The organism is Streptomyces sp. NPDC040610, from assembly GCF_055594065.1.
This window is the reverse complement of the sequence record NZ_JBVIXA010000002.1, coordinates 875601-898081: the sequence shown is the minus strand read 5'-3', so window position 1 is coordinate 898081 and position 22481 is coordinate 875601. Positions and strand designations below refer to the sequence as shown.

The window sequence follows — 22481 nt, the reverse complement described above, 5'->3', positions numbered from 1 at the left end:
GCCCCCTCCAGTCAGGCCCCGGACACCGCGGGCACCAGCACCTCCGCCGCGAAGTCCGCCGCCGAGCGCGGCGCGCGGCCGAGCACCTGCCGCACGCCGTGGCCGAGCCCCGCCACGCCCTCGGCACGGTAGTTCGCGTACAGGTCGTGCAGTCCGTCCACGACCCCGGGCGGCACCCCGGCGTCGGTGAGGCCCGTGCGCCAGGCGTCGTCGAGCGGCACGTCGACGTACGCGACGGGCCTGCCGAGCGCCGTGCCGAAGCGGTCGGCCAGGTCCGGCAGGGTCAGGGACTCGGGGCCGCTGAGGTCGATGTCGCCGCCCACCGGCCGCTCCGCAAGGAGCTCGGCGACGGCGACGTCCGCGATGTCGCGCACGTCGACATAACCGCGGGCTCCGGCGGGCCCGGCCGGATCGGCGAAGGTGCCGCGGGCGATCGCGTCGGCCGACGGCAGGAAGTTCTGCAGGAAGCGGTCGGGCCGCAGGACCGTCAGCTCGGGCACCCCGGCCGCGTGCAGCCGCTCGGTGACCACGTCGTGGGCGCCGGTGACGGCGTCCGGCACGATCCCCGCGCCCGCGAACGGCCGGGCGCCGAGCTTGACGACGCGGCGCACCCCCGCGTCGAGCGCCGCGAGCGCGAGCCCGGTCTCGGCCGCGACCTGGTCCACCGCGAAGGGGTGCGCCAGATACAGCCGGTCCACGCCCGCGACCGCGCGCCGGACGTCCGCCGCGACGGTGGCGTCACCGCGTACGACCTCACCGCGCACCGTGCCGAGCGCCCGCGCGCTCGCCTCGGAACGTACGAAGAACCGGACGTCACCGCGATCGCGCAGCGCCTGTGTCACATGGCGCCCCACCGCACCGTTCGGCGTGGTGACCAGTACCGTCATCGAACCCCTCCAGAGACGCGAACGCGAACACGATCAAGACCGTGTTCGCGCCAACGCCCGCTGGGCGCCGGGGAATTCCTGGTACGGGGGAGGGGCCGGGTCGCCCCGGCCCCGTACCGCTGCCGTCGCGTCAGCTCGTCGCGTACCGCTGGAGGAACAGCGCCTCCGCGACCGACATCCGCTCCAGCTCCTGCGGGGACACGCTCTCGTTGACCGCGTGGATCTGCGCCTCGGGCTCGTTCAGGCCGATCAGCAGGATCTCCGCCTCCGGGTACAGCGCGGCCAGCGTGTTGCACAGCGGGATGGAGCCGCCCATGCCGGCGGCCTGCATCTTCTCGCCGTCGTAGGCCTCGCTCAGCGCCCCGGACATCGCCTCGTAGGCGGGGCTCGTGGTGTCCGCGCGGAACGCCTGGCCCTGGCCGATCTGCTCGGTGCTCACCCGGGCGCCCCACGGCGTGCGGGACTCCAGGTGGGCGCGGAGCAGCTTCGTCGCCTCGGCGGCGTCCACGCCCGGCGGCACCCGCAGGCTGATCAGGGCACGCGCGGACGCCTGCACGGACGGCGTCGCGCCGACCACCGGCGGGCAGTCGATGCCGAGGACCGTGACGGCAGGGCGGGCCCAGATGCGGTCGGCGACCGAACCGTCGCCGATGAGGCCGACGCCGTCGAGGACCTTGGCGTCCCTGCGGAAGTCCGCCTCGCTGTACTGCAGGCCCTCCCAGACGCCGCCGCCGTCCAGGCCGTCGACCGTCGTCGAGCCGTCCTCGGCGCGCAGCGAGTCGAGGACGCGCACCAGCGCGCCCAGGGCGTCCGGTGCCGCGCCGCCGAACTGCCCGGAGTGCAGATTGCCCTCCAGAGTGTCGATCTGGACGCGGACCAGCGTCATGCCGCGCAGGGTCGCGGTCACCGTCGGCAGGCCGACGCGGAAGTTGCCCGCGTCACCGACCACGATCGTGTCCGCGCGCAGCAGCTCCGGGTGCTCCTCCGCGTACCGCTCGAGGCCACCCGTGCCCTGCTCCTCCGAGCCCTCCGCGATGACCTTGACGTGCACCGGGACGCCGCCGTTCGCCTTGAGGGCGCGCAGCGCGAGCAGGTGCATGATGATGCCGCCCTTGCAGTCGGCGCTGCCGCGGCCGAACCAGCGGCCGTCGCGCTCCGTCAGCTCGAACGGGGGCGTGGCCCACCCGGCCTCGTCGAGCGGCGGCTGCACGTCGTAGTGCGCGTACAGCAGGACCGTCGGGGCGCCCTCGGGGCCAGGCAGGAAGCCGTACACCGACTGGGTGCCGTCGGGGGTGTCGAGCAGCGCGACGTCCTGGAAGCCCTCGGTGCGCAGCGCGTCGGCGACCCAGTTCGCGGCGGCCTCGCTCTCGCTCCTCGGGTACTGCTCGAAGTCCGCCACCGACTTGAACGCCACCAGTTCGGTGAGTTCCGCCTTCGCCCTCGGCATGAGAGAGGCGATGGTCTCGGCGATCGGATGCGGCGACATGGGCACGCTCCTCGTGGGTGCGACGTTGTGCAGGGGTGTACGTGATCCTCCCACAGGAGGGTCGTGGAAGTGTGCGCCGTAGGATGCCTCAAGAGAGCGCGGCCAAGAGCGGGATCGGGAGCGGAAGACCAACGTGAGCAGCGAGAACTCAGCGGACGACGCGCGGCAGGTCTGGGACGTCGTCGTGGTCGGCGCCGGACCCGCGGGCGCCTCGGCGGCGTACGCGGCAGCGGTCGCGGGACGCAGCGTACTGATCCTCGAGAAGGCCGAACTGCCGCGGTACAAGACGTGCGGCGGCGGCATCATCGGCCCCTCGCGCGACGCGTTGCCGCCGGGGTTCGAGCTGCCCTTCAAGGATCGCGTGCACGCGGTGACATTCTCCCTGGACGGCAAGTTCGCCCGCACCCGCCGCTCGAGGAACATGCTGTTCGGGCTGATCAACCGCCCGGAGTTCGACCAGCAGCTGGTCGAGCACGCCCAGAAGGCGGGCGCCGAACTGCGCACGGGGGCCACGGTGAGCCGCGTCGAGCAGCACGGCCCCGCCGTGCCCGACCGGCGCACGGTCGCCGTCGTCCTCCAGGGCGGCGAGACCGTCCTGGCCCGCGCCGTCGTCGGCGCCGACGGCAGCGCCAGCCGCATAGGGGCACACGTCGGCGTGAAGCTCGACCAGGTGGACCTCGGCCTGGAGGCGGAGATCCCGGTGCCCGAGACCGTCGCGGAGGACTGGGCGGGCCGCGTCCTCATCGACTGGGGACCGATGCCCGGGAGCTACGGCTGGGTGTTCCCCAAGGGCGACACCCTCACCGTCGGCGTGATCTCCGCCCGCGGCGAAGGCGCCGCCACGAAGCGGTACTTGGAGGACTTCATCGCCCGCCTCGGCCTCGCGGGCTTCGAGCCGAGCCTGTCCTCCGGCCATCTCACGCGCTGCCGCAGCGACGACTCGCCGCTCTCGCGCGGGCGCGTCCTGGTGTGCGGCGACGCGGCGGGCCTGCTGGAGCCGTGGACCCGCGAGGGCATCTCCTTCGCGCTGCGCTCCGGGCGGCTCGCGGGGGAGTGGGCCGTGCGCATCGCCGAGGCGGGCGACGCGGTGGACGCCCGCCGCCAGGCCCTGAACTACGCGTTCGCGATCAAGGCGGGCCTCGGCGTCGAGATGAGCGTCGGCCGTCGCATGCTCAAGGTCTTCGAGCGCCGCCCCGGCCTGCTGCACACGGCCATCACGGGCTTCCGCCCGGCGTGGAACGCGTTCGCGAAGATCACCCGCGGCTCGATGACCCTGGCCGAGCTGGTGCGGACGCATCCGGTGGCGGGGCGGGCGCTGAGCCGACTGGACCGGTAGTCCGACGGGGCCCACAGTCCGACGCGGCCGCGTCCGACCGGACCGGTAGCCGGGATCGGACCCGGTCGCCCGCCCGGACACGCAGGCCGCCCGGACCGGCAGCCCGACCGGACCCGGTCGCCCGGCGGCCCGACCCGGCGGCGGAGCCCCGTCCGGCCCCTCCCGGACCCACCTCGTACGCCCTCCCGTACTCCACCGGGAGTACGCCTGATCGCCACGCCCGGCGGACGCCCTCCGCCGACGCCCCGGTCTAGCGTGACTGCCATGGAACAGCAGCATCAGCGCGACGGCGGCGGCCCGCCGCCGTCACACCCGGGACCGGCGGCCTGGCGGCAGGGGCCGCCGTGGTGGCACCAGGGCCCGCCCTGGTGGCGGATCGGGGACGCGGCCACGCGCCGCCTGCCCTGGCTGACCACCGCGCTGCTCACCGTCTTCGTGCAGGTGGGCACCACCTTCGCCGCACACGGTCAGACCGAGGACCGGGTGTCGCCCGACGGGTTCGCGCGGGCGCTGCTGTTCGCGGGCACGGCGTCGCTCCTGTTCCGGCACCGCCACCCGGTCGTGGTGGCGTACCTCACCGCCGGGACGGCGCTGGTGTACCTCGGCGCCGGATACCCGTACGGGCCGGTCCTCGTCACCGTCGCCGTCGGCTGCTTCGCGGCGGTCGTCGCGGGGCACCGGTACGCGGCGTGGGGCGCCGTCGGCATGCTCTGGGCCGGGCATCTGCTGATCGCGCACTGGCTGTACCGCCGGCTCCCGCCGAACGGCGACGGCCCCAACTCCTGGGGCGGGGAAGTCGTCATCGCCGTCTGGGTCGTGGCGATCGCGGCCGTCTCCGAGCTGGCCCGCACCCGCCGCGAACAGTGGGCCAAGGAGCGCGCCGAGCGGGAGCTGGCGGCTCGGCGGCGCGCCGACGAGGAGCGGCTGCGCATGGCGCGGGAACTGCACGACGTACTCGCCCACAGCATCTCCGTCATCAACGTCCAGGCGGGCGTCGGCCTCGCCCTGCTCGACTCCGACCCCGAGCAGGCCCGCACGGCCCTGACCACCATCAAGGCCGCGAGCAAGGAAGCACTCGGCGAGGTCCGCCAGGTCCTCGACACCCTCCGCGCCCCCGGCGCCGCCCCCCGTGCCCCCGCGCCCGGACTCGACCGCCTCGGCGAACTCGTCGAACAGGCCAGGAGCGCCGGACTCACCGTCACCGTCACGACCGAGGGCCGCCGCGCCGCCCTGCCGCCCGGCGCCGACCTGGCCGCGTTCCGCATCGTCCAGGAGGCCCTGACGAACGTCGTACGGCACTCGGGCTCCCGGAACGCGACCGTCCTGGTGCACCGCGCGCCCGACGCCGTGACCCTGCGCGTCGACGACGAAGGGCCCGCCACCGGGGCGGAGGCGGGCGGCAGCGGCAACGGCCTCGCCGGAATGCGGGAGCGCGCCGCCGCCCTCGGTGGCACGATCGAGGCGGGCCCGCGCCCCGACGGCGGCTTCCGCGTCACGGCGGTCCTGCCCACCCGCACCGCACCCGAGGAGAACCAGTGATCCGCGTACTGCTCGCCGACGACCAGTCGTTGGTCCGCGCCGGGTTCAAGGCCCTGCTGGACGCGCAGCCGGACATCGAGGTCGCCGGTGAGGCGGCGGACGGCGAGGAGGCGGTGCGGCTGGTACGGCAACTGCGGCCGGACGTCGTCCTGATGGACATCCGCATGCCGGTGCTCGACGGTCTCGAAGCGACGCGTCGGGTTACGCGCGAGGCGGATCTGGACGGCGTGAAGGTGGTCATGCTGACCACGTTCGAGCTGGACGAGTACGTCTTCGAGGCGATCCGCTCGGGTGCGTCGGGCTTCCTGGTCAAGGACACCGAGCCCGATGAACTGCTGCGTGCGGTACGGGCGGTGGTCGCCGGGGACGCGCTGCTCTCACCCGGTGTGACGCGCCGTCTCATCGGGGAGTTCGCCGCGCGCTCCAAGGAGCCCGCAGCCGCCGAGACCCTGAGCGAACTCACCGAGAGGGAACGGGAGGTGATGGCCCTCGTCGGCATCGGCCTGTCGAACGAGGAGATCGCCCGCCGTCTCGTCGTCAGCCCGCTCACCGCGAAGACGCATGTGAGCCGCACGATGGTGAAACTGGGCGCTCGCGACCGGGCCCAACTGGTCGTGCTCGCCTACGAGTCGGGCCTCGTCCGGCCGGGCTGGCTAGGCTGACCCGGCACCGGGCCGCCCGCCCCCGTCACGGCTGTCACCGGTGATACCGCCGTCGGCGCCCCCGCCGTCGGTGAAGCCCGCATCGCCGTCGAGGGCCGCCCGCCGCTCCCGCTCGCGGTTGGTGAAGCGCCACAGCACCGTGATGAGCCGCGCGACGAACGCGGTCGCGGCCAGCGAGCCGCCCACGCCGAGCAGCGCGCGCTCGGTGGACTCCGACAGGCTGAACGCGACGGCGGGACCGGCCACCACCACGCCGATGATGGCGAGCGCCACGGCCGTCGCGCTCGCGAGCGCGTACCCGATCTCGACCGTGATGGCGTCCCGCTCGGCCTGGCTCCGCCGCCCGCGACCCACTGCCTCGTCCATGATTCCGCCGTTCCCCCACAGATCGTCCTGTACAGGGAGTCTCACAGCCGAATGCCCGGTAGGCAAGGAATTCGCCGGGCGACCAGGGGAGACGCGGAACGGCCCGGCGTGGGATCCACGCCGGGCCGCTTCACTCCCGGGGCCGCACCGGCCGACCGGGGTCCGCGCTGCTCAGTCGCCCACGGCCACCCGCTCGTCCTCCCGGGACGGGGCCGCGGCAGGCGACTTGGCGACGACGACGGTCTGCTGCTGCTTGCGTCGTGCCCGCAGCCCGGTGAGGTTGATGAGCAGGCCCGCGAGGGCGAACAGCGTCACGAGGACCAGGCCGGGCCGGTAGCTGTCGAGGACGGCCTGCGGCGAGGCGGTGCCCTCGGCGGAGCCGCCGTCGGCCGTGATGACCGCGGTGGTGATCGCGAGGATCACCGCGCCGCCGACCTGGATCGAGGTGTTCAGGAGGCCGGAGACCATGCCCTGCTCGTGGTCGTCGACGCCGTTGGTGGCCTGGATGTTGAGCGAGGGGAAGACCAGCGCGCACGCGATGCCGAGCAGCACCATCGACGGCAGGATGACCGCGACGTACGTGGGCGTCAGGTCGATCCGCAGGAACAGTCCGTACGACGCCACGAGCAGCGCGAAGCCCGTCACGATGACGCGGGTCGTGCCGAACCGGTCGATGACACCGGCGATCTTCGTGGCGGAAAGCGCCACGATCACGCCCGCGGGCAGGAACGCGAGCGCCGTCTCCAGGGCCGACCAGCCGAGCAGCGACTGGAGGTACTGGGTGGCGATGAACTGGAACGACACGTACCCGCCGAAGAACGTCACCGCGCCGAGCTGGGCCCGGATCTGCGGTCCTGAGCGCAGCACGCCGAGGCGGATGAGCGGGTTGGGGGTGCGCAGCTCGATGGCGACGAACGCGGCCAGCAGCACCGCCACGGCCAGGAACGACAGGAGCGTGCGCGGGGAGGCCCAGCCGACCTCGGGGGCCTGCACGACGGAGAAGACGAGCAGCAGCATCGACGCCGTGCCGGTGACGGCGCCCGGCACGTCGTAGCCGCCGCGCTTCTCCTCGCGCGCCGATCGCGGGATGAGCTTGAGACCGGCGACGAGGGCGATCACGGCGATGGGCGCGGGCAGCAGCATGGTGAGCCGCCAGCTGACCTCCGTGAGCACGCCGGACAGGACGAGGCCGAGGGAGAAGCCGGTGGCGGCGCAGGTGGTGTAGATGGACAGGGCGCGGTTGCGGACCGGGCCCTCGGCGAAGGTCGTGGTGATGATCGACAGACCGGCGGGCGCGGTGAACGCGGCGCTCAGGCCCTTCACGAAGCGGCTCGCGATGAGCAGCGGACCGGAGTCGACGAGTCCGCCGAGCACCGAGGTGAGGGCGAAGACGCCGAGCGCGATCAGGAACACCTCGCGGCGCCCGAGCAGGTCCGCCGCCCGGCCGCCGAGCAGCAGCAGACCGCCGTAGCCCAGGATGTAGCCGCTGACCACCCACTGCAGGGACGAGGTGGACAGGTCGAGTTCGGAGCCGATGGACGGCAGGGCGACGCCGACCATCGACACGTCGAGCGCGTCCAGGAACATCGCTGCGCACAGCACGAGCAGCGTGCCCCACAGGCGCGGGGTCCAGCGCTCCTGGGACGGGGAGGCGGGACCGGCCGGGCCCGCGGGGGCGGCCGAGCCGGAGGAGAGCGGAGAAGTCATGCCGAGGAGACTCGCATGCACATGCATTCAATGCAAGTGCATTTAATTCATGTGCAATAAAGGCCACCTTGCTGCTACCGTGCGTACATGGCGGCGACCAAGGCCGGGCCCGCGGCGACTGACGCCGAGCAGCGGCTCGTGAAGCAGTGGCGGGAGATCCTCGCGGTGCATGCGAGCACCCAGTGCGAGCTGGACCGGGAGCTGCATCAGTACGGCCTGGGCGCGAGCGACTTCGAGGTCCTCGACGTGCTCGCCACGGGCCTCGCGGAGGACGGCGACGACGCCTTCCGCGTCCAGGAGATCGCCTGCCACGTGCACCTCAGCCAGAGCGCCCTGTCCCGGCTCATCGGCCGCCTGGAGAAGGACGGCCTGGTGGAGCGCGGCATGTGCAACGAGGACCGCCGCGGCGTCCGGGTCTGCCTCACCGACAAGGGGCGCAAGGTGCACGCCGAGGTGCGGCCGGTGCAGCGGGCGGTCCTCGCGCGGATGCTTCCGGGTACGGACGCCTGACGTCAGATTTCCTGGCGCGGGCGCCTGGTTCCAGGCCGGAGCCTCAGACGCCCGACTTCTCGCTCCACAGCGCCGCGAGCCCGGCGTCCCCCGAAACCTTCGGGAACGCCCCCCGGTTCCACAGCGCCAGATAGAGGTCCGCGGCCCCGCCCGACACCTCGCAGTCGGCGGGCCCCGCGTCACCGGGCTCGGTGACGGCGACGTCGGCGGACAGATGTACCGTCCACGTCCCCTCCGTGTCGGTGGCCCGCACCCGGAGCACCCGCGGCTCGGCCGTCCGCATCTGGCTCTTCTCGCGCGCGTGGAACCCGCGCAGCAACTCGTCGATCCCGTCCGCCGCGAACCGCGGGTCCAGCGCCGACGGCGTGCCGCCGCGCGCGGACTCGGCGTCGATCCGGTGGACGGCCGTCTCGTTGGCCTGCCGCCGCGCCCAGAAAGCGAGCGGCGACGGCGCGGGCAGGAAGGTCCAGCACTGTACGTCGGCGGGCGCGTCGCGCATCGTGGCGACGAGCTCGGCGTGGCCCTCGCGGAACCAGTCGAGCAGGGCGGTGCCGTCCAGGTCGTGCCGCTCCTGCCAGGGCCGGAACGCGGGCAGCTCCTCCGCGACGAACCGGCCGGCCCAGCGGTGCACCGTGCCGGTGTGCCGCAGCAGGTCGCGCACCTGCCAGTCGGGACAGGTCGGCACGGGCGCGTCGAGGCCCGCGTCCGCTGCCGCGTCGGCCAGCAACGTGCCCTCGCGGGCCAGGACTTCGGTGTACTCAGCAGTCTTCATGCGGGGATTGTGCAGGATGGAGCGGACTCCAGCGCCCCCCGGTGCAGCGCCGGGGTGTGCACCCCGGGGGGTCCAGCATCCGCCGCCATCAGCAAGCCGCCGTCGGCACCGCCGCCCGCTCCTGCGAAGGCTGCTCCTCCGCAACCTTCGTACGTCCCGTCGCGGCGCCGATGACCGACGCCACCGCCGCCAGCACGGCCACACTCGTCAGCGCCACCGGCAGCGAGAACCAGTCCGCCATGAACCCGATCGCGGGCGGCCCGAGCAGCATGCCGCCGTAGCCGAGCGTGGAGGCGGCGGCCACCCCGCTGGGCCCGGCGAGGGCACCGGCGCGCTCGACCGCCACGGGGAAGATGTTCGCGAGCCCGAGCCCCGTGACGGCGAAACCGGCGAGCGCGACGCCGACCGAAGGGGCGAGGGCGCCCAGGAGCATCCCGGCCGTCGCGAGGAGCCCGCCGCCGACCACCGTGCGCGTGCGGCCGAGCCGTTCGAGGAGCGCCGTACCGGAGAGGCGCCCGATCGTCATGGCGAACGCGAAGCAGGAGTAGCCCGCCGCCGCGATCCCCGGGTGGGCGTCCAGGTCCTGCTCCAGGTGCAGCGCGCCCCAGTCGGCGAGGGCCCCCTCGCCGTACGCCGTGCACAGCGCGACGAGCCCGAAAATGAGGACGAGCCCACGGGTGCGGCGGTCGATCCCGCGTGCCGCGCCCGGGCGGGACCCGGTGCTCCCCGCGTCGTCGAGGGCCGGGGCCGCCGGGGCCTCGTACCGCAGCAGGGTCGGCGCCGTGACCGCCGTGACGAGCAGGCCGATCACGGTGAGCCCGAGCAGATGCCGCGTCGGCGACACATGCGCGGCGACGAGCCCGCCGAGCCCCGCGCCGATCATGCCGCCCAGGCTGAAGGCGGCGTGGAAGCTGGGCATCACCGGGCGCCTGAGCGCGCGCACCAGGTCGACGGCGGCGCTGTTCATCGCCACATTGATCCCCCCGTACGCGGCCCCGAAGAGCAGCAGTACCAGGCCGAGCGCCGGCGCCGAGTGCGTGAGCGGTGGCAGCGCCACGCTCAGTGGCATCAGGACGCCGCAGGCCACGGTCACCGGGTGGCTGCCGAAGCGTCGGCAGAGGCGCCCGGTGAGCGTCATCGTGACCACGGCACCGGCCGAGACCCCGAGCAGCGCGAGCCCGAGGTCGCTCGCCGACGCCCCGGTCTGCTCCTTGATCGCAGGGATGCGCACCACCCATCCGGCGAAGATGAAGCCGTCGAGGGCGAAGAAGACGGTGAGGGCGACACGGAGCCGGGTGAACCCCGGGGAAGTGGCTCCTGAGGCCCCGGACGTGGTTTTGTTTAGTAGCGGCACAAAGTCAGCGTAGAGGGGAAACCCGGCTGTGGACAAGACGGTTGTCTCGTGGTGTGCGCGGGGTGCGGTGCGGCGGGTGTGCGGACGGGGAGTGCCCCGGGGGCCGTCGGCGGGACGCGCACGGGGCACGTGGGTCGGAAGGGTGACGGGAGACGGGATGGGGAAGACGGGATGACGGCTGAACGGCGAGACGGCGTACGGATCATGGGAGACTCGCCCTCATGAACGGGAAGGCTGCCACCCGGGGTGAGGCACATCTGTCCACGCGTACGCGTCTGGAGCGCGGTCGTACCGCGCTCGGCCCCGCCCTCGAACTCGTCCACACCGGGCGCGCCCCCACCCGAGCCGTCCTCACCGCCGAGCTGGGCGTCACCCGCGCCACGGCGGGAGCGGTCGCCGCGGAGCTGGAGGCGCTCGGCCTGATCAGCGTCGACGCCAAGCCGAGCGCCGCCGCGGGCTCCCAGGGGCGGCCCTCGCACCGGCTCTCCGTCGCCGGGGCCGGGCCCGTCGCCCTTGCGGCCCAGGTGCACGCCGACGGTTTCCGGGCCGCCCTCGTCGGCCTCGGCGGCCGGATCGTCGCCACCGCGCCCGGCTGCGAGACCATCGACGCCGACCCGGCGCAGGTGCTCGGCTCCGTCATCGAGGCGGGCGCGCAGTTGCTGCGCGAGACGGGCAGGCGGTGCGTGGGCGCGGGCCTCGCGGTGCCGTCCGCCGTCGCCGAGCCGGAGGGCACCGCCCTCAACCCGCTGCACCTGGCCTGGCCCGCGGGCGCGCAGGTCCGGGAGATCTTCGCGAACTGCGTACGGGACGCGGGCATCGAGGGCCCGGCGTTCACCGGCAACGACGTGAACCTGGCGGCGCTCGCCGAGCACCGGCACGGCGCGGGGCGCGGGGCGCGCGACCTGCTGTGCGTCGCGACCGGCCACCGCGGTGTCGGCGGCGCGCTCGTCCTCGACGGACGGCTGCACACGGGCAGTTCGGGCCTGGCCCTGGAGGTCGGCCACCTCACGGTGCACCCGGAGGGCCGCCCCTGCTACTGCGGCAGTCGCGGCTGCCTGGACGTGGAGACCGACCCGCTGGCCTTCCTGGCGGCCGTCGGTGTCGAACCGAGCCCCGAGGGTCTGCTCGTGCAGGCCCGCAGGCTCGTCGCCGAGGAGCGCGCCGACCCGGCCGTGCGCACGGCGATCGAGGCCCTCGTCGACCGGCTCGGCCTCGGCCTCGCGGGCCTGGTGAACATCCTCAACCCGGACCGGATCATCCTCGGCGGGCTGCACCGCGCCCTCCTTGAGGCCGACCCGGAGCGGCTGCGCGCCGTCGTGGCCGACCGCAGCCTGTGGGGCCGCAGCGGCGGCGTCCCCATCCTGGCCTGCACCCTCGACCACAACAGCTTGGTGGGGGCCGCCGAGCTGGCCTGGCAGCCGGTGCTCGACGACCCCCTGGGGGCGCTGGGTTAGCCGACGGGTCGGCCGCTCGGGGTCAGCCGACCTCGACGGGTTCCCGCACGGGCGCGGGGGCATCGGCGGGAGCCGCCGTGTGCGCAGCGCGCCGCCTCAGGTCCGGTACGAGGGACAGCAGCCCGAGCACCGCGAGCCCGGCGCCGATCCACAGCGGCGCCCGCAGTCCGTAGGCGTCGATGGCCGGGCCGCCGAGGGACGTGGCGATGATGATGCCGCCCGTGATGAACGACGAGTGGACGCTGTTGACCAGCGCTCCGGTGTTGCCCACGCGCTGCACGCGGGTCACCATCGCCGGGTTCATGGTGACGCCGACCAGGCCGATGCCCAGCATCATCACCACGGCCCCGACGGGCAGGTCGGCGAGGAGTGCGAAGCCGACCAGGAAGCCCAAGTTCAGGAGCAGGCCGGTGACCAGGACCGGCAGCGTGTGCCGGTCGGCGAGGCGGCCGACGATGGTGTTGCCGATGAGGGTGGCGGCGCCGTACGCGACGAGCAGCAGCGGCACGGTGCCGGTGGCGAAGCCCGTGATCTCGGTGAGGATCGGGTTGAGGTAGCTGAACGCCGCGAACGTCGCGCCGATCACAAAGGTGCTGGTGGTGAGGGTGAGCCAGAGCCGGGGGCTCTTGAAGGCGCCGAGTTCCTCGCGCAGCGACCCGGCCCCGTCCTCGGCGCGCTCGATACGCGGTACGCCGGCGAAGGTGGCCGCGGCGGCGAGCACCGTCAGCAGGGTGATGGCCCAGAACGCCGCCCGCCAGCCCAGGTGTTCACCGACGACGGTGGCCAGCGGAAGGCCGAGGAGCGTGCCCAGCATGAGCCCGTTGAGGGCCACGGCGACGGCGCGGCCGCGTATCTCGGGGCGGGTGAGCCGGGTCGCCATGGAGATGCCCACGCCGAAGAAGGCCTGCGAGGCGACACCCGTGACGACGCGCGCCACGAGCATCGTCCAGTAGTCCGGGGCGAGGGCGGCGAGCACGTTGCCGCCGAGGAAGATGCCGAACAGCACCATCAGGGCCCGCTTCTGCGGGAGTTTCAGCAGGGCGACCGTCAGGAACGGCCCGCCGAAGGCCATCGCCATGGCGAAGGCGGTGATCAGATAGCCGATCTCCGGGATCGTGGCGTCGAGCCCGTCGGCCATCTGCGGCATGAGTCCGGCGACGACGAACTCGCTGGTCACCATGGCGAAGATGCCTAGGGCCAGGACGTATACGGCGCGGGGCATGGTGGTGCTCCTTGGGGAGGTGGGGACGTGGTGGAGAGTATTGGATGGATCGGTACAAAATTTGGGCATGGTCGACCCCGAGGGGTGCGAGGCATTCATGGCCGTGCGGCCGTCGCCGCGTGTGGCTGTCGCCGCGCGCCGGGAGCCGCGAGGGTCAGGGGCGCAGGGCGTCCATGGCCGTGTCGGCGATCGACTCCAGGACCGCCCGGCCCGCCCCCGCCTGCGCCGAGACGCGCATCCCGCCGATGGTGGCGTTGATGAACCGGGCCAGCGCCTCGGCGTCCCGCCCGGAGGTGATTGTTCCGTCGCGCTGCCCCGCCTCCAGTGCGATGTGCAGGAGGCCGAGCCGGATGCCGAGGTCGCGCTCGACGAGCGCGGCGGCCTCCGGGTCGCGACGCGCCAGTTCCACGACCGTGTTGACGGTGAGACAGCCGATGCTCGTCCCGTCGTCCTCGCGGTACTCGTACTCGCTGTTGACGATGCGGGTGAACAGGGCCTCGATCCGCTCCATGCCGGAGCGTCCGGCGTCCTCCAGGATCTCGGCCTGGGGCACGCTCATCAGCTCGATGTAGCGGGCCAGGGCGCGCCGGAACAGGTCGTGCTTGCTGGTGAAGGTGTTGTAGATGCTGCTGCGGCCCAGTCCGGTGGCTTCGCACAGATCCTGGGTCGAGGTGGCCTCGTAGCCGTTCGCCCAGAAGGCGCGCATCGCCGCGTCCAGGGCCCGGTCCTCGTCGAACGTCCGTGGTCGGGCCATGCCGGTACCGTAGCGGTTTTGGAACGCGTGATGCAATATGAGTTCCAAGTTTGCCGATACAGCAATGCCATTTGCCTTCCTGGGGATGGCGGCGCATGGTCGTGGTGGAGGTGTCAGCCATGAACGATCAATTGGACGACATGTATGACGTAGTGGTGATCGGCGGTGGCGCCGCGGGTCTGAACGGCGCGCTGATGCTGGCCCGGGCGCGCAGGTCCGTGGTGGTCCTGGACGCGGGAGCCCCGCGCAACGCCCCGGCGGACGCGGTGCACGGGCTGTTCGGGCGGGAGGGCATGCCGCCCGCCGAACTCCTGGAGCGCGGTCGGGCCGAGGTGCGCGGGTACGGCGGTCGGGTGGTGTCCGGCGAGGCCGACGAGGTCACCCGGGACGGGGACGGCTTCGTGGTCGGCCTGGTCGACGGCCGGACGGTCAGGGCGCGCCGGGTGCTGGTGGCGACCGGCCTGGTCGACGAGCTGCCGGACGTGCCGGGGGTGCGTGAGCGGTGGGGCAGGGACGTGCTCCACTGCCCGTACTGCCACGGCTGGGAGGTGCGGGACCAGGCCATCGGCGTGCTCGCGGGCGGCCCGATGTCGCTCCACCAGACGCTGCTGCTGCGGCAGTGGAGCGCCGACATCACGTACTTCGCGCACACCGCGGAGCCGTTGACCGACGAGGAGGCGGAGCGCCTTGCCGCCCGCGGCATCCGTGTGGTGGAGGGGGAGGTCGCGGCCCTGGAGGTCGTGGACGACCGGCTCGTGGGCGTGCGGATGGCCGACGGCGGCCTGGTGCGCCGGGAGGCGCTGGTCGTCGGGCCGCGAATGGTGGCGCGCGTCGGCTTCCTGAAGTCGCTCGGCGTGGAGCCGGTGCCGCACCCCGCGGGCGAGTACGTGCCCGCGGACCCGACGGGACGCACGGACGCCCCCGGCGTGTGGATCGCGGGCAACGCCTCGGATCTGTCCGCACAGGTCGGCGGGGCCGCGGCGGCCGGGGCGTTCGCTGCGGCGCAGATCAACGCCGATCTGGTCAACGAGGACACGGAGCGGGCGGTCGCCCGGTACCGGGAGGAGTTGGCGGGTGCGGGTGCGGGTGCGGGTGCGGGTGCGGGTGCGGGTGCGGGTGGCCGGGCTGGGGTGGGGCGGGAGGCCTAGGGCGGTGCTGGGCATGGCGCCGGGCGGGCCGCGGCCCCCCCCGAGCCGCAGGCCCGTCTCACCCCGGCCACACGACCCCGAACGCCCGCCCCGCGTTCACGGTGACGATCCGGTCCACCAGCTCCTTGCCCACGGCCTGCTCCAGGCGTGGCCGTACCCGGCGCAGCAGATGGGGCATCCCCGGGCCGCCGCTCACGGAACGCGCTCCGGCGGTCGTCGTGTCGCCGCCGAGGAGGAGTTGGTCCCCGTGCCCGGCGTCCGCGAGGGCGCGCACCGCGTCGGGCATCCGCCAGTCCGTGCCGTGGTTCGCCCGTGACGGCCCGTCAAAGGCGAGCCAGACGCCCGCCGATGCGGCCTCGCGGTGCACTTCCAGGTCGGGGGCGCGATTGAGGTGCCCCAGGATGACCTTGTCCGGCGGGACCCCCAACTCGCCGCACAGCAGGTCGAGTACGTCGAGCACGCCCGTGCCGAGTTCCAGGTGTACGGCGATGGGCGCGCCCGTCGCCCGGTGCGCCCCGGCCGCCGCGGTCATCGTCCAGCGGGCGTGCGCGTCCAGGCCGTGGAAGCCGCCCGCGACCTTGATGAGCCCGGCCCGCACACCGGTGTCGCCGATGCCCCGCGTGAGTTCGCGCACGAACACCGCCGCGAGGACATCGGGGTCCCCGTCACCCAGCTCGCTGAGCAGCTCCGGGGAGTAGTGCACCGCCTGGTGCAGCCCGGTGGCCGCCACGATCCGGACGCCCGTCGAGCGGGCGAGGCCGGGCAGCTCGGCGGCGCGCCGCCCCATGCCGTGCGGGGTCCACTGCACGACACTCCGCCCGCCCTCGGTGCGGAACGCGGCCAGCTCGGCCGCGGCGGCGGCCACGGACTCCAGCTCCTGGCCCGGGAGTTGGGGGCTGCGCAGGAAGAGGTGGTCGTGGGCGTCACAGACCCCCAGATCGCCGGGGTCGACATCGCCGAGAACGGTCCGGACGGCGACCGCACCCACACCCGACGAGTCCGCCTCCGACAGGTCGGCCCCCGACCCGCCCGGACCCAACGCCCCAGCCCTCACCACGCCCGCCCCCGCCCCACCCGCTCCAGCTCCGGCGTCGAGCAGTGCAGCACCTGGAACACCTCACCGCCCGCCCGCGCCGCCGCGCCCTCGGCCCACAGGGAGAACGTCACCGCCTCCCAGTGCCGTGGGTCGACCGCGACCAGCACACCGACGGCGCCGTCCCGAGCCGCCAACGCCTCTGCCTCCGTGAGGAGTTCCTCGGAGAGGTCGGTGGTGCGGGTGCCCTCGGGGACGGGCCTGCGGTGCCGCACGGCGATGCTGGGCCGGTCACCGGCGGCGCCCCCGTCCTCGTACCCCACCGCCATCCAGTGCTGCACCACCGGACGCCCGAAGTCGTCGCACAGCCCCTGGAACCCGGGGCCCCAGAGGAAGGATCCGAGGCCTTCGGCGGTGTTCCAGAGATAGAACGGCGCGTACTGGTTCACCGGTGAGCCGTCGACGCCGCGTTCGCGCATCAAGTACGCCTTGAAGCCCAACCCCGGGAAGGCGTCGAGGAGATGGCCCTTGGTCGCCACTCGCTCGCGGATGACGCCCATGTCGTAGTCGGCGGGCAGGGTGATCTCGTACTGCTTGGCGTGCATGTGTGCTCCAGGGAAGGTGAGGGGCGCGGGGCTCAGGCGGTCGTCGGGTACTCCGGGTCGGGGACGAGCTCCTCCCACGTGGCCGTCGTGCCGTCGTCCGCCGCCTCGACGACGGCGAGATGCGTCATGAACGTGCGCGGTCCGGCGCCGTGCCAGTGGCGCTCGCCCGGCTCGATCCACACGGTGTCGCCCGCCCTGATGGGCTCGACGGGGCCCCCGTCGCGCTGCACGAACCCCTCGCCCTCGGTGACGTGCAGGACCTGGCCGTGCGGGTGGCGGTGCCAGGCCGTGTGGGAGCCCGGGGCGAAGTGGACGCTGAACATGCGCAGCCGGGACGGCGGTTCGGGGTGCGCGATCTCGTCGAGCCAGACGGTGCCGGTGAAGTTCTCGGCGGGGCCCTGCTTGCTGGCGGGGCGGGTGCGGGTGATGTGCACGGGGTGGTTCCCTAACTCAGTTGGTGAGCGCGGAAGGTGAGCTGATGGGGAGAGGGGGCGTGCGAAGCTCGGCGCTCAGGAGCGCGGTGCGAGCAGCGCCAACAACCCCCGCACCCCCGCGTCGAACGCCTCCGGCGAGCCCGTCGCGCGGGCCAGCACATAGCCGCCCTGCACGGTCGCGACGATCGCCGAAGCGATCTCGCCCGCGTCGAGCGTGGCGCTGAACTCGCCCTGGTCCACGCCCTCTTGGACGATGTCCGCGAGCCGCCCGCGCAGCCACTCCAGGGTCTCGGTGACCGGCGCCCGCAGCTCGTCGCTCGCGATCACGTCGGGGTCCATCGTCAGCCGCCCGACCGGGCAGCCGCGCAGCACGTCCCGCTCGCGCAGGAGGTACGAGGCGACGCGGTCGTACGCCGGTCCGTCCCCGGCGAGGGACGCCTCCGCCGTGGCGCGCATCTCCTGGGCGGTGCGGCGGATCGCCGCGAGGGCAAGATCCGGCTTGCCCGCGAAGTGGTGGTACATGCTGCCCTGTCCGGCGCCCGCGTGCTGCTGGATCGCCTTGGGGCTGGTGCCGACGTAGCCGCGCTCCCACAGCAGTTCGCGCGTGGACTCGATCAGACGCTCCGGGGTGCTCATGCGAGGACTGTACATACTAATAGGTACAGAAGTCCAGGTGAGGGGCTGCGAGGACGGTCCGGTGACGTCGTTCCGTACCGGAGAAGCCGGCGGCACCGGGCCGCGTACTCCCCAGGAGGTACGCGCACCGCCGCTGGCCGTACGACGACTTCGCGCCCCGCGCCGAGGAGCCTCGAAAGCGAACGGAACCAGTGCACACCGAGGGCCGGAAGCCCTGGTCACACGGCTGGTACCGGCGCTTCCCGAGGAGATGGACACCATGCAGACCCTGGCATTCGACGGCGGACCCGGCCCGTGGATCCTGTTCTTCCCGCTGATCTGGGCGGCCGTCGTCATCGGCGTCGTGGCCTTCCTGCGCCGCACCGTCTGGCGCGGCCGGCGCGGACCCTGGCGCGCCGGCGGGAGCGACGACAAGTCGCCGATCGCCGTGCTCGGCCACCGCTTCGCCGCCGGTGAGATCGACGAGGACGAGTACTGGCGCCGACTGAGCGTCCTCAACGAGGAGTTCGGCCGCACCTCGAAGGGCGGCAGGGCATGAACACCGCCGACCTCCGGCAGCGGCCCACCGCCCCGGACGCCGCGCGGGTCGAGTCGGCCGTGAAGGTCTACGGCTCGTCCTCCGACACCGCCGTCACCGCCCTCGACGGCGTGAGCGTCGGCTTCCCCGCCGGACGCTTCACCGCGATCATGGGCCCGTCGGGCTCGGGCAAGTCCACGCTGATGCACTGCGCGGCCGGTCTGGACACCCTGACCTCCGGCTCCGCGTACATCGGCGACACCGAGCTCGGCCCGCTCGACGACCGGCGCCTGACCCTGCTGCGCCGCGACCGCGTCGGCTTCGTCTTCCAGGCCTTCAACCTGGTGCCGACGCTGACCGTCGCCGAGAACATCACGCTGCCCATGGACCTGGCGGGACGGCGCTTCGACCAGGACAGCCTGGAGTGGACGGACGCCCTCATCGACGTCGTCGGCCTGCGCGACCGGCTGCGCCACCGGCCCGCCGAACTCTCCGGCGGCCAGCAGCAACGCGTCGCCGTGGCACGGGCGTTCGCGGGCCGCCCCGACGTCGTCTTCGCCGACGAACCCACCGGCAACCTCGACTCCCGCTCCGGCGAGGAGGTCCTCGGCCTGCTCGGCCGTGCCGTGCGCGAGATGGGCCGCACCGTCGTCATGGTCACCCACGACCCGGTGGCCGCCGCCCACGCCGACGAGGTCGTCTTCCTCGCCGACGGCCGCCTCGTGGACCGCATGGCGGCACCCACGGCCGACAAGGTCCTGGACCGCCTGAAGGCGTTCGACACGAGGTCGGCGACCGTGTCCGAAGGAGCGCGCTCATGAGTTCCACCGGTTCGCCGCTCCCCTCGGGGGGCGGCCGTCCCACCGGCTCGACGGCTGCGGCCCTGCGGATCAGCCTCACCTCGCTGCGCGGCCACAAGCGCCGCTTCGCCGGTACGTTCTTCGCGGTGCTGCTCGGCGTCGCCTTCCTGGCGGGCACCCTCGTCATGGGCGACACCCTGCGCGCCAGCTTCGACACGATGTTCGGCAACGCGACGCGCGGCACCGACGCGGTCGTCCGCAGCGCCGACACCATCACCACGCCCGGCGAGAGCCAGGGCGTGCGCCGATACGTCGACACCGCCCTGGTCGACCGCGTCGAGCGGGTCCCGGGCGTCGCCGCCGCCGTGCCCGGCATCCAGGGCGCGGGCCAGCTCATCGGCAAGGACGGCGACCCGATCGGCGGCCAGGGCCCGCCCACCCTCGCCGGGAACTGGATCACCGACCCGGAGCTGAACGCCTACCGCCTCGCCGAGGGCCGCGCCCCCGCCAGGAGCGGCGAGGTGGTCGTCAACCGCGGCGCCGCCGAGAGCGGCGACCTGAAGATCGGCGACACCACGACGCTGCGCACCCCCGACCCCGTCAAGGTCACGATCGTCGGCCTCGCCACGTTCGGCGGCGAGGACGGCATGGCGCAGACGACGTTCACGGGCATGACGCGGGCCGACGCCGAGAAGTACCTGATGCCGAAGCCCGGCGAGGCCGCGACCGTGCAGGTGCGCGCCGGACCCGGAACGAGTCAGCAGGAACTCGTCGACGCGCTGACTCCCGTCCTGCCCAAGGGAGTCGAGGCCATCACCGGACAGGAGGCGGCGGAGGAGAACTCCGACATGATCTCCGGTCAGTTCCTCACCCTGTTCACCACGTTCCTGCTGGTCTTCTCCGGCATCGCACTGCTTGTGGCCACCTTCTCCATCCACAACACCTTCGCGATCGTCGTGGCCCAGCGCACCCGCGAGAACGCACTCCTGCGCGCCCTCGGCGCCTCCCGCCGCCAGGTCACCGCGTCCACGCTGACCGAGGCGTCCGTCGTCGCCGTCGTGGCGTCCGCCGCGGGTCTCGCGGGCGGCATCGGCATCGCCGCCGGGCTCCAGGCGCTGTTCCCGGCCATCGGATTCCCCTTCCCCGAGGGCGAGTTGGTGATCAGCGGTACGTCGATGCTGCTGCCCCTCGCGGTCGGCGTCGCCGTGTGCGTGGCCTCCGCGCTGCTGCCCGCCGTCCGCGCCGGACGCACCGCCCCGCTGGCGGCCCTGCGCGAGACGGCCGTCGACCACTCCGGCGCCTCCCGCACCCGCGCGGTCGTCGGCACCGGCATCGCCCTCGCCGCCGTCGCCCTCACCCTGGTCGGCGTGCTCGCCTCGCCGTCCCTCTGGCTCGCGGGCGGCGGCGCCGTGCTCGCCCTCGCCGCGTTCGTGGTCCTCGGGCCCGTCGCGTCCTCGCGCGCGGTACGCGTCCTGGGCGGGCCGCTCGACCGGCTGCGCGGCGTCACCGGCTCGCTGGCCCGGCGCAACGCCCTGCGCAGCCCCAAGCGGACCGCCGCCACCGCGAGCGCCCTGATGATCGGCGTCGCCGTCGTCTGTCTGTTCACCGTCTTCGGCGCCTCGCTGAAGGCCACCATGGACCAGACCGTGTCGCGCTCCTTCGCGGGCGACCTCGCGGTCAGCACGCCGTCCTTCGGCGCGGGCGGCAGCGGACTCAGCCCCCGGCTCGCCCCGGCCGTCGCGGAGCGCCCGGAGGTCGCCACGGCCGTCGGCCTCGGCAGGGGAGTGGCCGAAGTCAACGGCGAGGGAAGGGCGTTGACCGTCACCGACCCGATCGCGCTCGCCAAGTCCTTCGACCTCGGCACGGTCGAAGGGTCGATGAGCGGCCTGGGCGACAAGGGCATCGCCATCACCCGCAGGGAAGCCGACAAGCAGCACCTGGAAGTCGGCGACAAGGCCGAACTCGCCTTCACCGACGGCAAGAAGGACACCTTCACGGTCCGCGCCGTCTACGGCCAGTCCGAACTCGCGGGCGACTACGTCATCACCCGCGACGCCTGGGCCCCGCACCGCGCCCAGGACTCCGACACGCTGGTGTCGGTGACCCTCAAGGACGGGGTGAGCGCGGCGGACGGCGAGGCCGCGGTGTCGGCCGTGGCGAAGGAGTACGGCAACCCGGACGTCCAGACCCGCGACGAGTACGCCAAGGCCGCGGCAGGCGGCATCGACATGATGCTGACCCTCGTCTACGCCCTGCTCGCCCTCGCCGTCCTCATCGCCCTGCTCGGCATCGCCAACACCCTGACCCTCGCCGTGCACGAACGCACCCGCGAGCTGGGCCTGCTGCGGGCCGTCGGTCAGACCCGCGGACAGCTGCGGGCCATGGTCCGCTGGGAGTCCGTCCTGGTCGCCGCGTTCGGCACCGCGGGCGGCCTGGCGCTCGGCGGCTTCCTCGGCTGGGTCCTGGTGAAGGCGTCCGACGGCGCGTCCGACAGCGCCTTCGCGTTCGCGCTGCCGCCGGTGCAGCTCGCCGTGGTCGCCCTGGTGGGCCTGGCGGCCGGCGCCCTCGCGGGCCTGCGTCCGGCCCGGCGCGCCGCCCGCCTCGACGTGCTGCGGGCCATCGCCGCGGAGTGACGCGCGGAGGTGAAGTCACCGCCCGGTCAGCCGGCAACGGCGGACCGGGCGGGAGCATGGGCGCCGACGGGGGCGGGAGCCTCGGCGAACGGGTCGGCGCACGCGGTGCCGTACACCGGATACGCCGGCAGCGGCGCGGTGGCCGACGGCGCGCAGAGCGTGAACCAGACGACCTTGCCCGTGTCGCCCTGCGGCTGCGCGCCCCAGCTCTCGCTGACCGCCGCGACCATCGCGAGCCCGCGCCCGCAGGTCTCGAACGGATCGGCGTCGTGCACCACGGGCAGCCTCGGATCGTGGTCGTGGACGGAGACCATGAGGCGTTCGAGCAGCAGCTCGATCTCCACGGTGCAGGTCTTGTCCGGCTCGGCATGCCGATGGACGTTGGTCAGGAGCTCGGTCACGCCGAGCGCGGCCTGGTCTATCAAGGGATCGAGATGCCAGTAGCGCAACTGCGCAGAGACGATTCTGCGGACCTGGCCGATCCGCGACGGCAGGGCTTGGAGCTCTACCGTGCAATGCCTGCTTGGCTGGCTGATCACGGTGCGACTCCCCGAATTGAGGTCCGGAAGAAGACGGCGTTCGGATCCAGCAGGGGCCGCACTCGCGCCGCCGCCTGCGGTGGTGAC

General features: G+C 73.5%; 22 protein-coding genes. 9 read left to right on the top strand and 13 right to left on the bottom strand.

Translation table 11 applies throughout. The features are described 5' to 3' along the window. Positions 1–11: 11 nt before the first annotated feature. Positions 12–887: an NmrA family NAD(P)-binding protein gene (locus ACZ6AA_RS10220; protein WP_468458373.1), complete on the bottom strand. Its 876-nt coding sequence runs from the start codon at positions 885–887 to the stop codon at positions 12–14. Between the two features lie 130 nt (positions 888–1017). Beyond that, positions 1018–2373, bottom strand: a complete 1356-nt coding sequence (locus ACZ6AA_RS10215) for a M20/M25/M40 family metallo-hydrolase (RefSeq protein ID WP_468483199.1) — start codon at positions 2371–2373, stop codon at positions 1018–1020. A 133-nt stretch (positions 2374–2506) separates the two neighbouring features. Here ACZ6AA_RS10215 and ACZ6AA_RS10210 point away from each other — a divergent pair, with 133 nt between their 5' ends. The 3 genes from ACZ6AA_RS10210 (at position 2507) to ACZ6AA_RS10200 (ending at position 5910) form a co-directional block, all read left to right on the top strand. After that, on the top strand, positions 2507–3709 hold the full coding sequence (locus ACZ6AA_RS10210; RefSeq protein ID WP_468458369.1) for a geranylgeranyl reductase family protein: 1203 nt from the start codon (positions 2507–2509) through the stop codon (positions 3707–3709). 255 nt (positions 3710–3964) lie between these two features. Further along, on the top strand, positions 3965–5248 hold the full coding sequence (locus tag ACZ6AA_RS10205) for a sensor histidine kinase (protein WP_471457319.1): 1284 nt from the start codon (positions 3965–3967) through the stop codon (positions 5246–5248). Further along, positions 5245–5910, top strand: coding sequence for a response regulator (locus tag ACZ6AA_RS10200; protein ID WP_468458365.1), 666 nt, complete (start codon positions 5245–5247; stop codon positions 5908–5910). The genes ACZ6AA_RS10205 and ACZ6AA_RS10200 overlap by 4 nt, the downstream gene beginning before the upstream one ends. On the opposite strand, the gene ACZ6AA_RS10195 is transcribed toward ACZ6AA_RS10200, so the two are convergent. Both ACZ6AA_RS10195 and ACZ6AA_RS10190 read right to left on the bottom strand, forming a co-directional pair. Then, a complete protein-coding gene (locus ACZ6AA_RS10195; RefSeq protein WP_471457317.1) occupies positions 5902–6276 on the bottom strand; it encodes a DUF6332 family protein in 375 nt (124 codons plus the stop codon). The two genes, ACZ6AA_RS10200 and ACZ6AA_RS10195, sit on opposite strands and share 9 nt — an antisense overlap. Positions 6277–6447: 171 nt before the next feature. Continuing rightward, positions 6448–7983 carry an MFS transporter gene (locus ACZ6AA_RS10190; RefSeq protein ID WP_468458361.1) on the bottom strand — a complete coding sequence of 512 codons (1536 nt, stop codon included), beginning with the start codon at positions 7981–7983 and terminating at the stop codon, positions 6448–6450. 87 nt (positions 7984–8070) lie between these two features. Here ACZ6AA_RS10190 and ACZ6AA_RS10185 point away from each other — a divergent pair, with 87 nt between their 5' ends. Then, positions 8071–8493, top strand: coding sequence for a MarR family winged helix-turn-helix transcriptional regulator (locus ACZ6AA_RS10185; RefSeq protein WP_468458359.1), 423 nt, complete (start codon positions 8071–8073; stop codon positions 8491–8493). Between the two features lie 43 nt (positions 8494–8536). Here ACZ6AA_RS10185 and ACZ6AA_RS10180 read toward each other — a convergent pair whose 3' ends face one another. Together ACZ6AA_RS10180 and ACZ6AA_RS10175 are read right to left on the bottom strand one after the other, a co-directional pair. Then, the gene (locus tag ACZ6AA_RS10180) at positions 8537–9265 is read right to left on the bottom strand and encodes a maleylpyruvate isomerase family mycothiol-dependent enzyme (RefSeq protein ID WP_471457315.1); all 729 of its coding nucleotides are present in this window, start codon (positions 9263–9265) and stop codon (positions 8537–8539) included. An 88-nt stretch (positions 9266–9353) separates the two neighbouring features. Beyond that, entirely contained in the window at positions 9354–10619 is a 1266-nt protein-coding gene (locus ACZ6AA_RS10175; RefSeq protein WP_468458355.1) for an MFS transporter, read from the bottom strand. 221 nt (positions 10620–10840) lie between these two features. On the opposite strand from ACZ6AA_RS10175, the gene ACZ6AA_RS10170 reads away from it, so the two are divergent. After that, complete coding sequence (locus ACZ6AA_RS10170; protein WP_468458353.1) at positions 10841–12073, top strand: ROK family protein; 1233 nt, start codon at positions 10841–10843, stop codon at positions 12071–12073. Positions 12074–12095: 22 nt separating this feature from the next. Here the strand turns inward: ACZ6AA_RS10170 and ACZ6AA_RS10165 are convergent, their stop codons facing one another. Continuing rightward, complete coding sequence (locus ACZ6AA_RS10165) at positions 12096–13295, bottom strand: MFS transporter (protein ID WP_471457313.1); 1200 nt, start codon at positions 13293–13295, stop codon at positions 12096–12098. A gap of 154 nt (positions 13296–13449) precedes the next feature. Continuing rightward, positions 13450–14049: a TetR/AcrR family transcriptional regulator gene (locus ACZ6AA_RS10160; protein WP_468483196.1), complete on the bottom strand. Its 600-nt coding sequence runs from the start codon at positions 14047–14049 to the stop codon at positions 13450–13452. A gap of 119 nt (positions 14050–14168) precedes the next feature. Here ACZ6AA_RS10160 and ACZ6AA_RS10155 point away from each other — a divergent pair, with 119 nt between their 5' ends. After that, positions 14169–15197, top strand: coding sequence for an NAD(P)/FAD-dependent oxidoreductase (locus ACZ6AA_RS10155; RefSeq protein WP_471457311.1), 1029 nt, complete (start codon positions 14169–14171; stop codon positions 15195–15197). Positions 15198–15255: 58 nt separating this feature from the next. Here ACZ6AA_RS10155 and ACZ6AA_RS10150 read toward each other — a convergent pair whose 3' ends face one another. From ACZ6AA_RS10150 to ACZ6AA_RS10135, 4 genes are all read right to left on the bottom strand, one after another. After that, the gene (locus tag ACZ6AA_RS10150; RefSeq protein ID WP_471457855.1) at positions 15256–16185 is read right to left on the bottom strand and encodes a phosphotriesterase family protein; all 930 of its coding nucleotides are present in this window, start codon (positions 16183–16185) and stop codon (positions 15256–15258) included. Positions 16186–16247: 62 nt separating this feature from the next. Then, a complete protein-coding gene (locus ACZ6AA_RS10145; RefSeq protein WP_468458343.1) occupies positions 16248–16835 on the bottom strand; it encodes a DUF4865 family protein in 588 nt (195 codons plus the stop codon). A 32-nt stretch (positions 16836–16867) separates the two neighbouring features. Further along, complete coding sequence (locus ACZ6AA_RS10140) at positions 16868–17269, bottom strand: (R)-mandelonitrile lyase (RefSeq protein ID WP_468483193.1); 402 nt, start codon at positions 17267–17269, stop codon at positions 16868–16870. A 75-nt stretch (positions 17270–17344) separates the two neighbouring features. Continuing rightward, complete coding sequence (locus ACZ6AA_RS10135) at positions 17345–17920, bottom strand: TetR/AcrR family transcriptional regulator (protein WP_471457309.1); 576 nt, start codon at positions 17918–17920, stop codon at positions 17345–17347. A 244-nt stretch (positions 17921–18164) separates the two neighbouring features. Here ACZ6AA_RS10135 and ACZ6AA_RS10130 point away from each other — a divergent pair, with 244 nt between their 5' ends. Genes ACZ6AA_RS10130 through ACZ6AA_RS10120 form a run of 3 tightly spaced genes read left to right on the top strand, consistent with a single transcriptional unit; the run spans position 18165 to position 21855 of the window. Further along, positions 18165–18443 (top strand): SHOCT domain-containing protein, encoded by a 279-nt coding sequence (locus ACZ6AA_RS10130; protein ID WP_468458337.1) that lies wholly within the window; start codon positions 18165–18167, stop codon positions 18441–18443. Beyond that, a complete protein-coding gene (locus ACZ6AA_RS10125) occupies positions 18440–19243 on the top strand; it encodes an ABC transporter ATP-binding protein (RefSeq protein ID WP_468483190.1) in 804 nt (267 codons plus the stop codon). The genes ACZ6AA_RS10130 and ACZ6AA_RS10125 overlap by 4 nt, the downstream gene beginning before the upstream one ends. Beyond that, complete coding sequence (locus ACZ6AA_RS10120; protein WP_471457306.1) at positions 19240–21855, top strand: ABC transporter permease; 2616 nt, start codon at positions 19240–19242, stop codon at positions 21853–21855. The genes ACZ6AA_RS10125 and ACZ6AA_RS10120 overlap by 4 nt, the downstream gene beginning before the upstream one ends. 26 nt (positions 21856–21881) lie before the next feature. Here ACZ6AA_RS10120 and ACZ6AA_RS10115 read toward each other — a convergent pair whose 3' ends face one another. Beyond that, the gene (locus ACZ6AA_RS10115; RefSeq protein ID WP_468458331.1) at positions 21882–22394 is read right to left on the bottom strand and encodes an ATP-binding protein; all 513 of its coding nucleotides are present in this window, start codon (positions 22392–22394) and stop codon (positions 21882–21884) included. Positions 22395–22481: the final 87 nt, after the last annotated feature.

Bases quoted from the DNA above. Each gene is read 5' to 3' on its own strand.
- ACZ6AA_RS10125 (WP_468483190.1), top strand. From the start codon at position 18,440: ATGAACACCGCCGACCTCCGGCAGCGGCCCACCGCCCCGGACGCCGCG.
- ACZ6AA_RS10195 (WP_471457317.1), bottom strand. From the start codon at position 6,276: ATGGACGAGGCAGTGGGTCGCGGGCGGCGGAGCCAGGCCGAGCGGGAC.
- ACZ6AA_RS10185 (WP_468458359.1), top strand. From the start codon at position 8,071: ATGGCGGCGACCAAGGCCGGGCCCGCGGCGACTGACGCCGAGCAGCGG.
- ACZ6AA_RS10170 (WP_468458353.1), top strand. From the start codon at position 10,841: ATGAACGGGAAGGCTGCCACCCGGGGTGAGGCACATCTGTCCACGCGT.
- ACZ6AA_RS10135 (WP_471457309.1), bottom strand. From the start codon at position 17,920: ATGTACAGTCCTCGCATGAGCACCCCGGAGCGTCTGATCGAGTCCACG.
- ACZ6AA_RS10190 (WP_468458361.1), bottom strand. From the start codon at position 7,983: ATGACTTCTCCGCTCTCCTCCGGCTCGGCCGCCCCCGCGGGCCCGGCC.
- ACZ6AA_RS10145 (WP_468458343.1), bottom strand. From the start codon at position 16,835: ATGCACGCCAAGCAGTACGAGATCACCCTGCCCGCCGACTACGACATG.
- ACZ6AA_RS10130 (WP_468458337.1), top strand. From the start codon at position 18,165: ATGCAGACCCTGGCATTCGACGGCGGACCCGGCCCGTGGATCCTGTTC.
- ACZ6AA_RS10215 (WP_468483199.1), bottom strand. From the start codon at position 2,373: ATGTCGCCGCATCCGATCGCCGAGACCATCGCCTCTCTCATGCCGAGG.
- ACZ6AA_RS10220 (WP_468458373.1), bottom strand. From the start codon at position 887: ATGACGGTACTGGTCACCACGCCGAACGGTGCGGTGGGGCGCCATGTG.
- ACZ6AA_RS10165 (WP_471457313.1), bottom strand. From the start codon at position 13,295: ATGCCCCGCGCCGTATACGTCCTGGCCCTAGGCATCTTCGCCATGGTG.
- ACZ6AA_RS10160 (WP_468483196.1), bottom strand. From the start codon at position 14,049: ATGGCCCGACCACGGACGTTCGACGAGGACCGGGCCCTGGACGCGGCG.
- ACZ6AA_RS10180 (WP_471457315.1), bottom strand. From the start codon at position 9,265: ATGAAGACTGCTGAGTACACCGAAGTCCTGGCCCGCGAGGGCACGTTG.
- ACZ6AA_RS10120 (WP_471457306.1), top strand. From the start codon at position 19,240: ATGAGTTCCACCGGTTCGCCGCTCCCCTCGGGGGGCGGCCGTCCCACC.
- ACZ6AA_RS10155 (WP_471457311.1), top strand. From the start codon at position 14,169: ATGAACGATCAATTGGACGACATGTATGACGTAGTGGTGATCGGCGGT.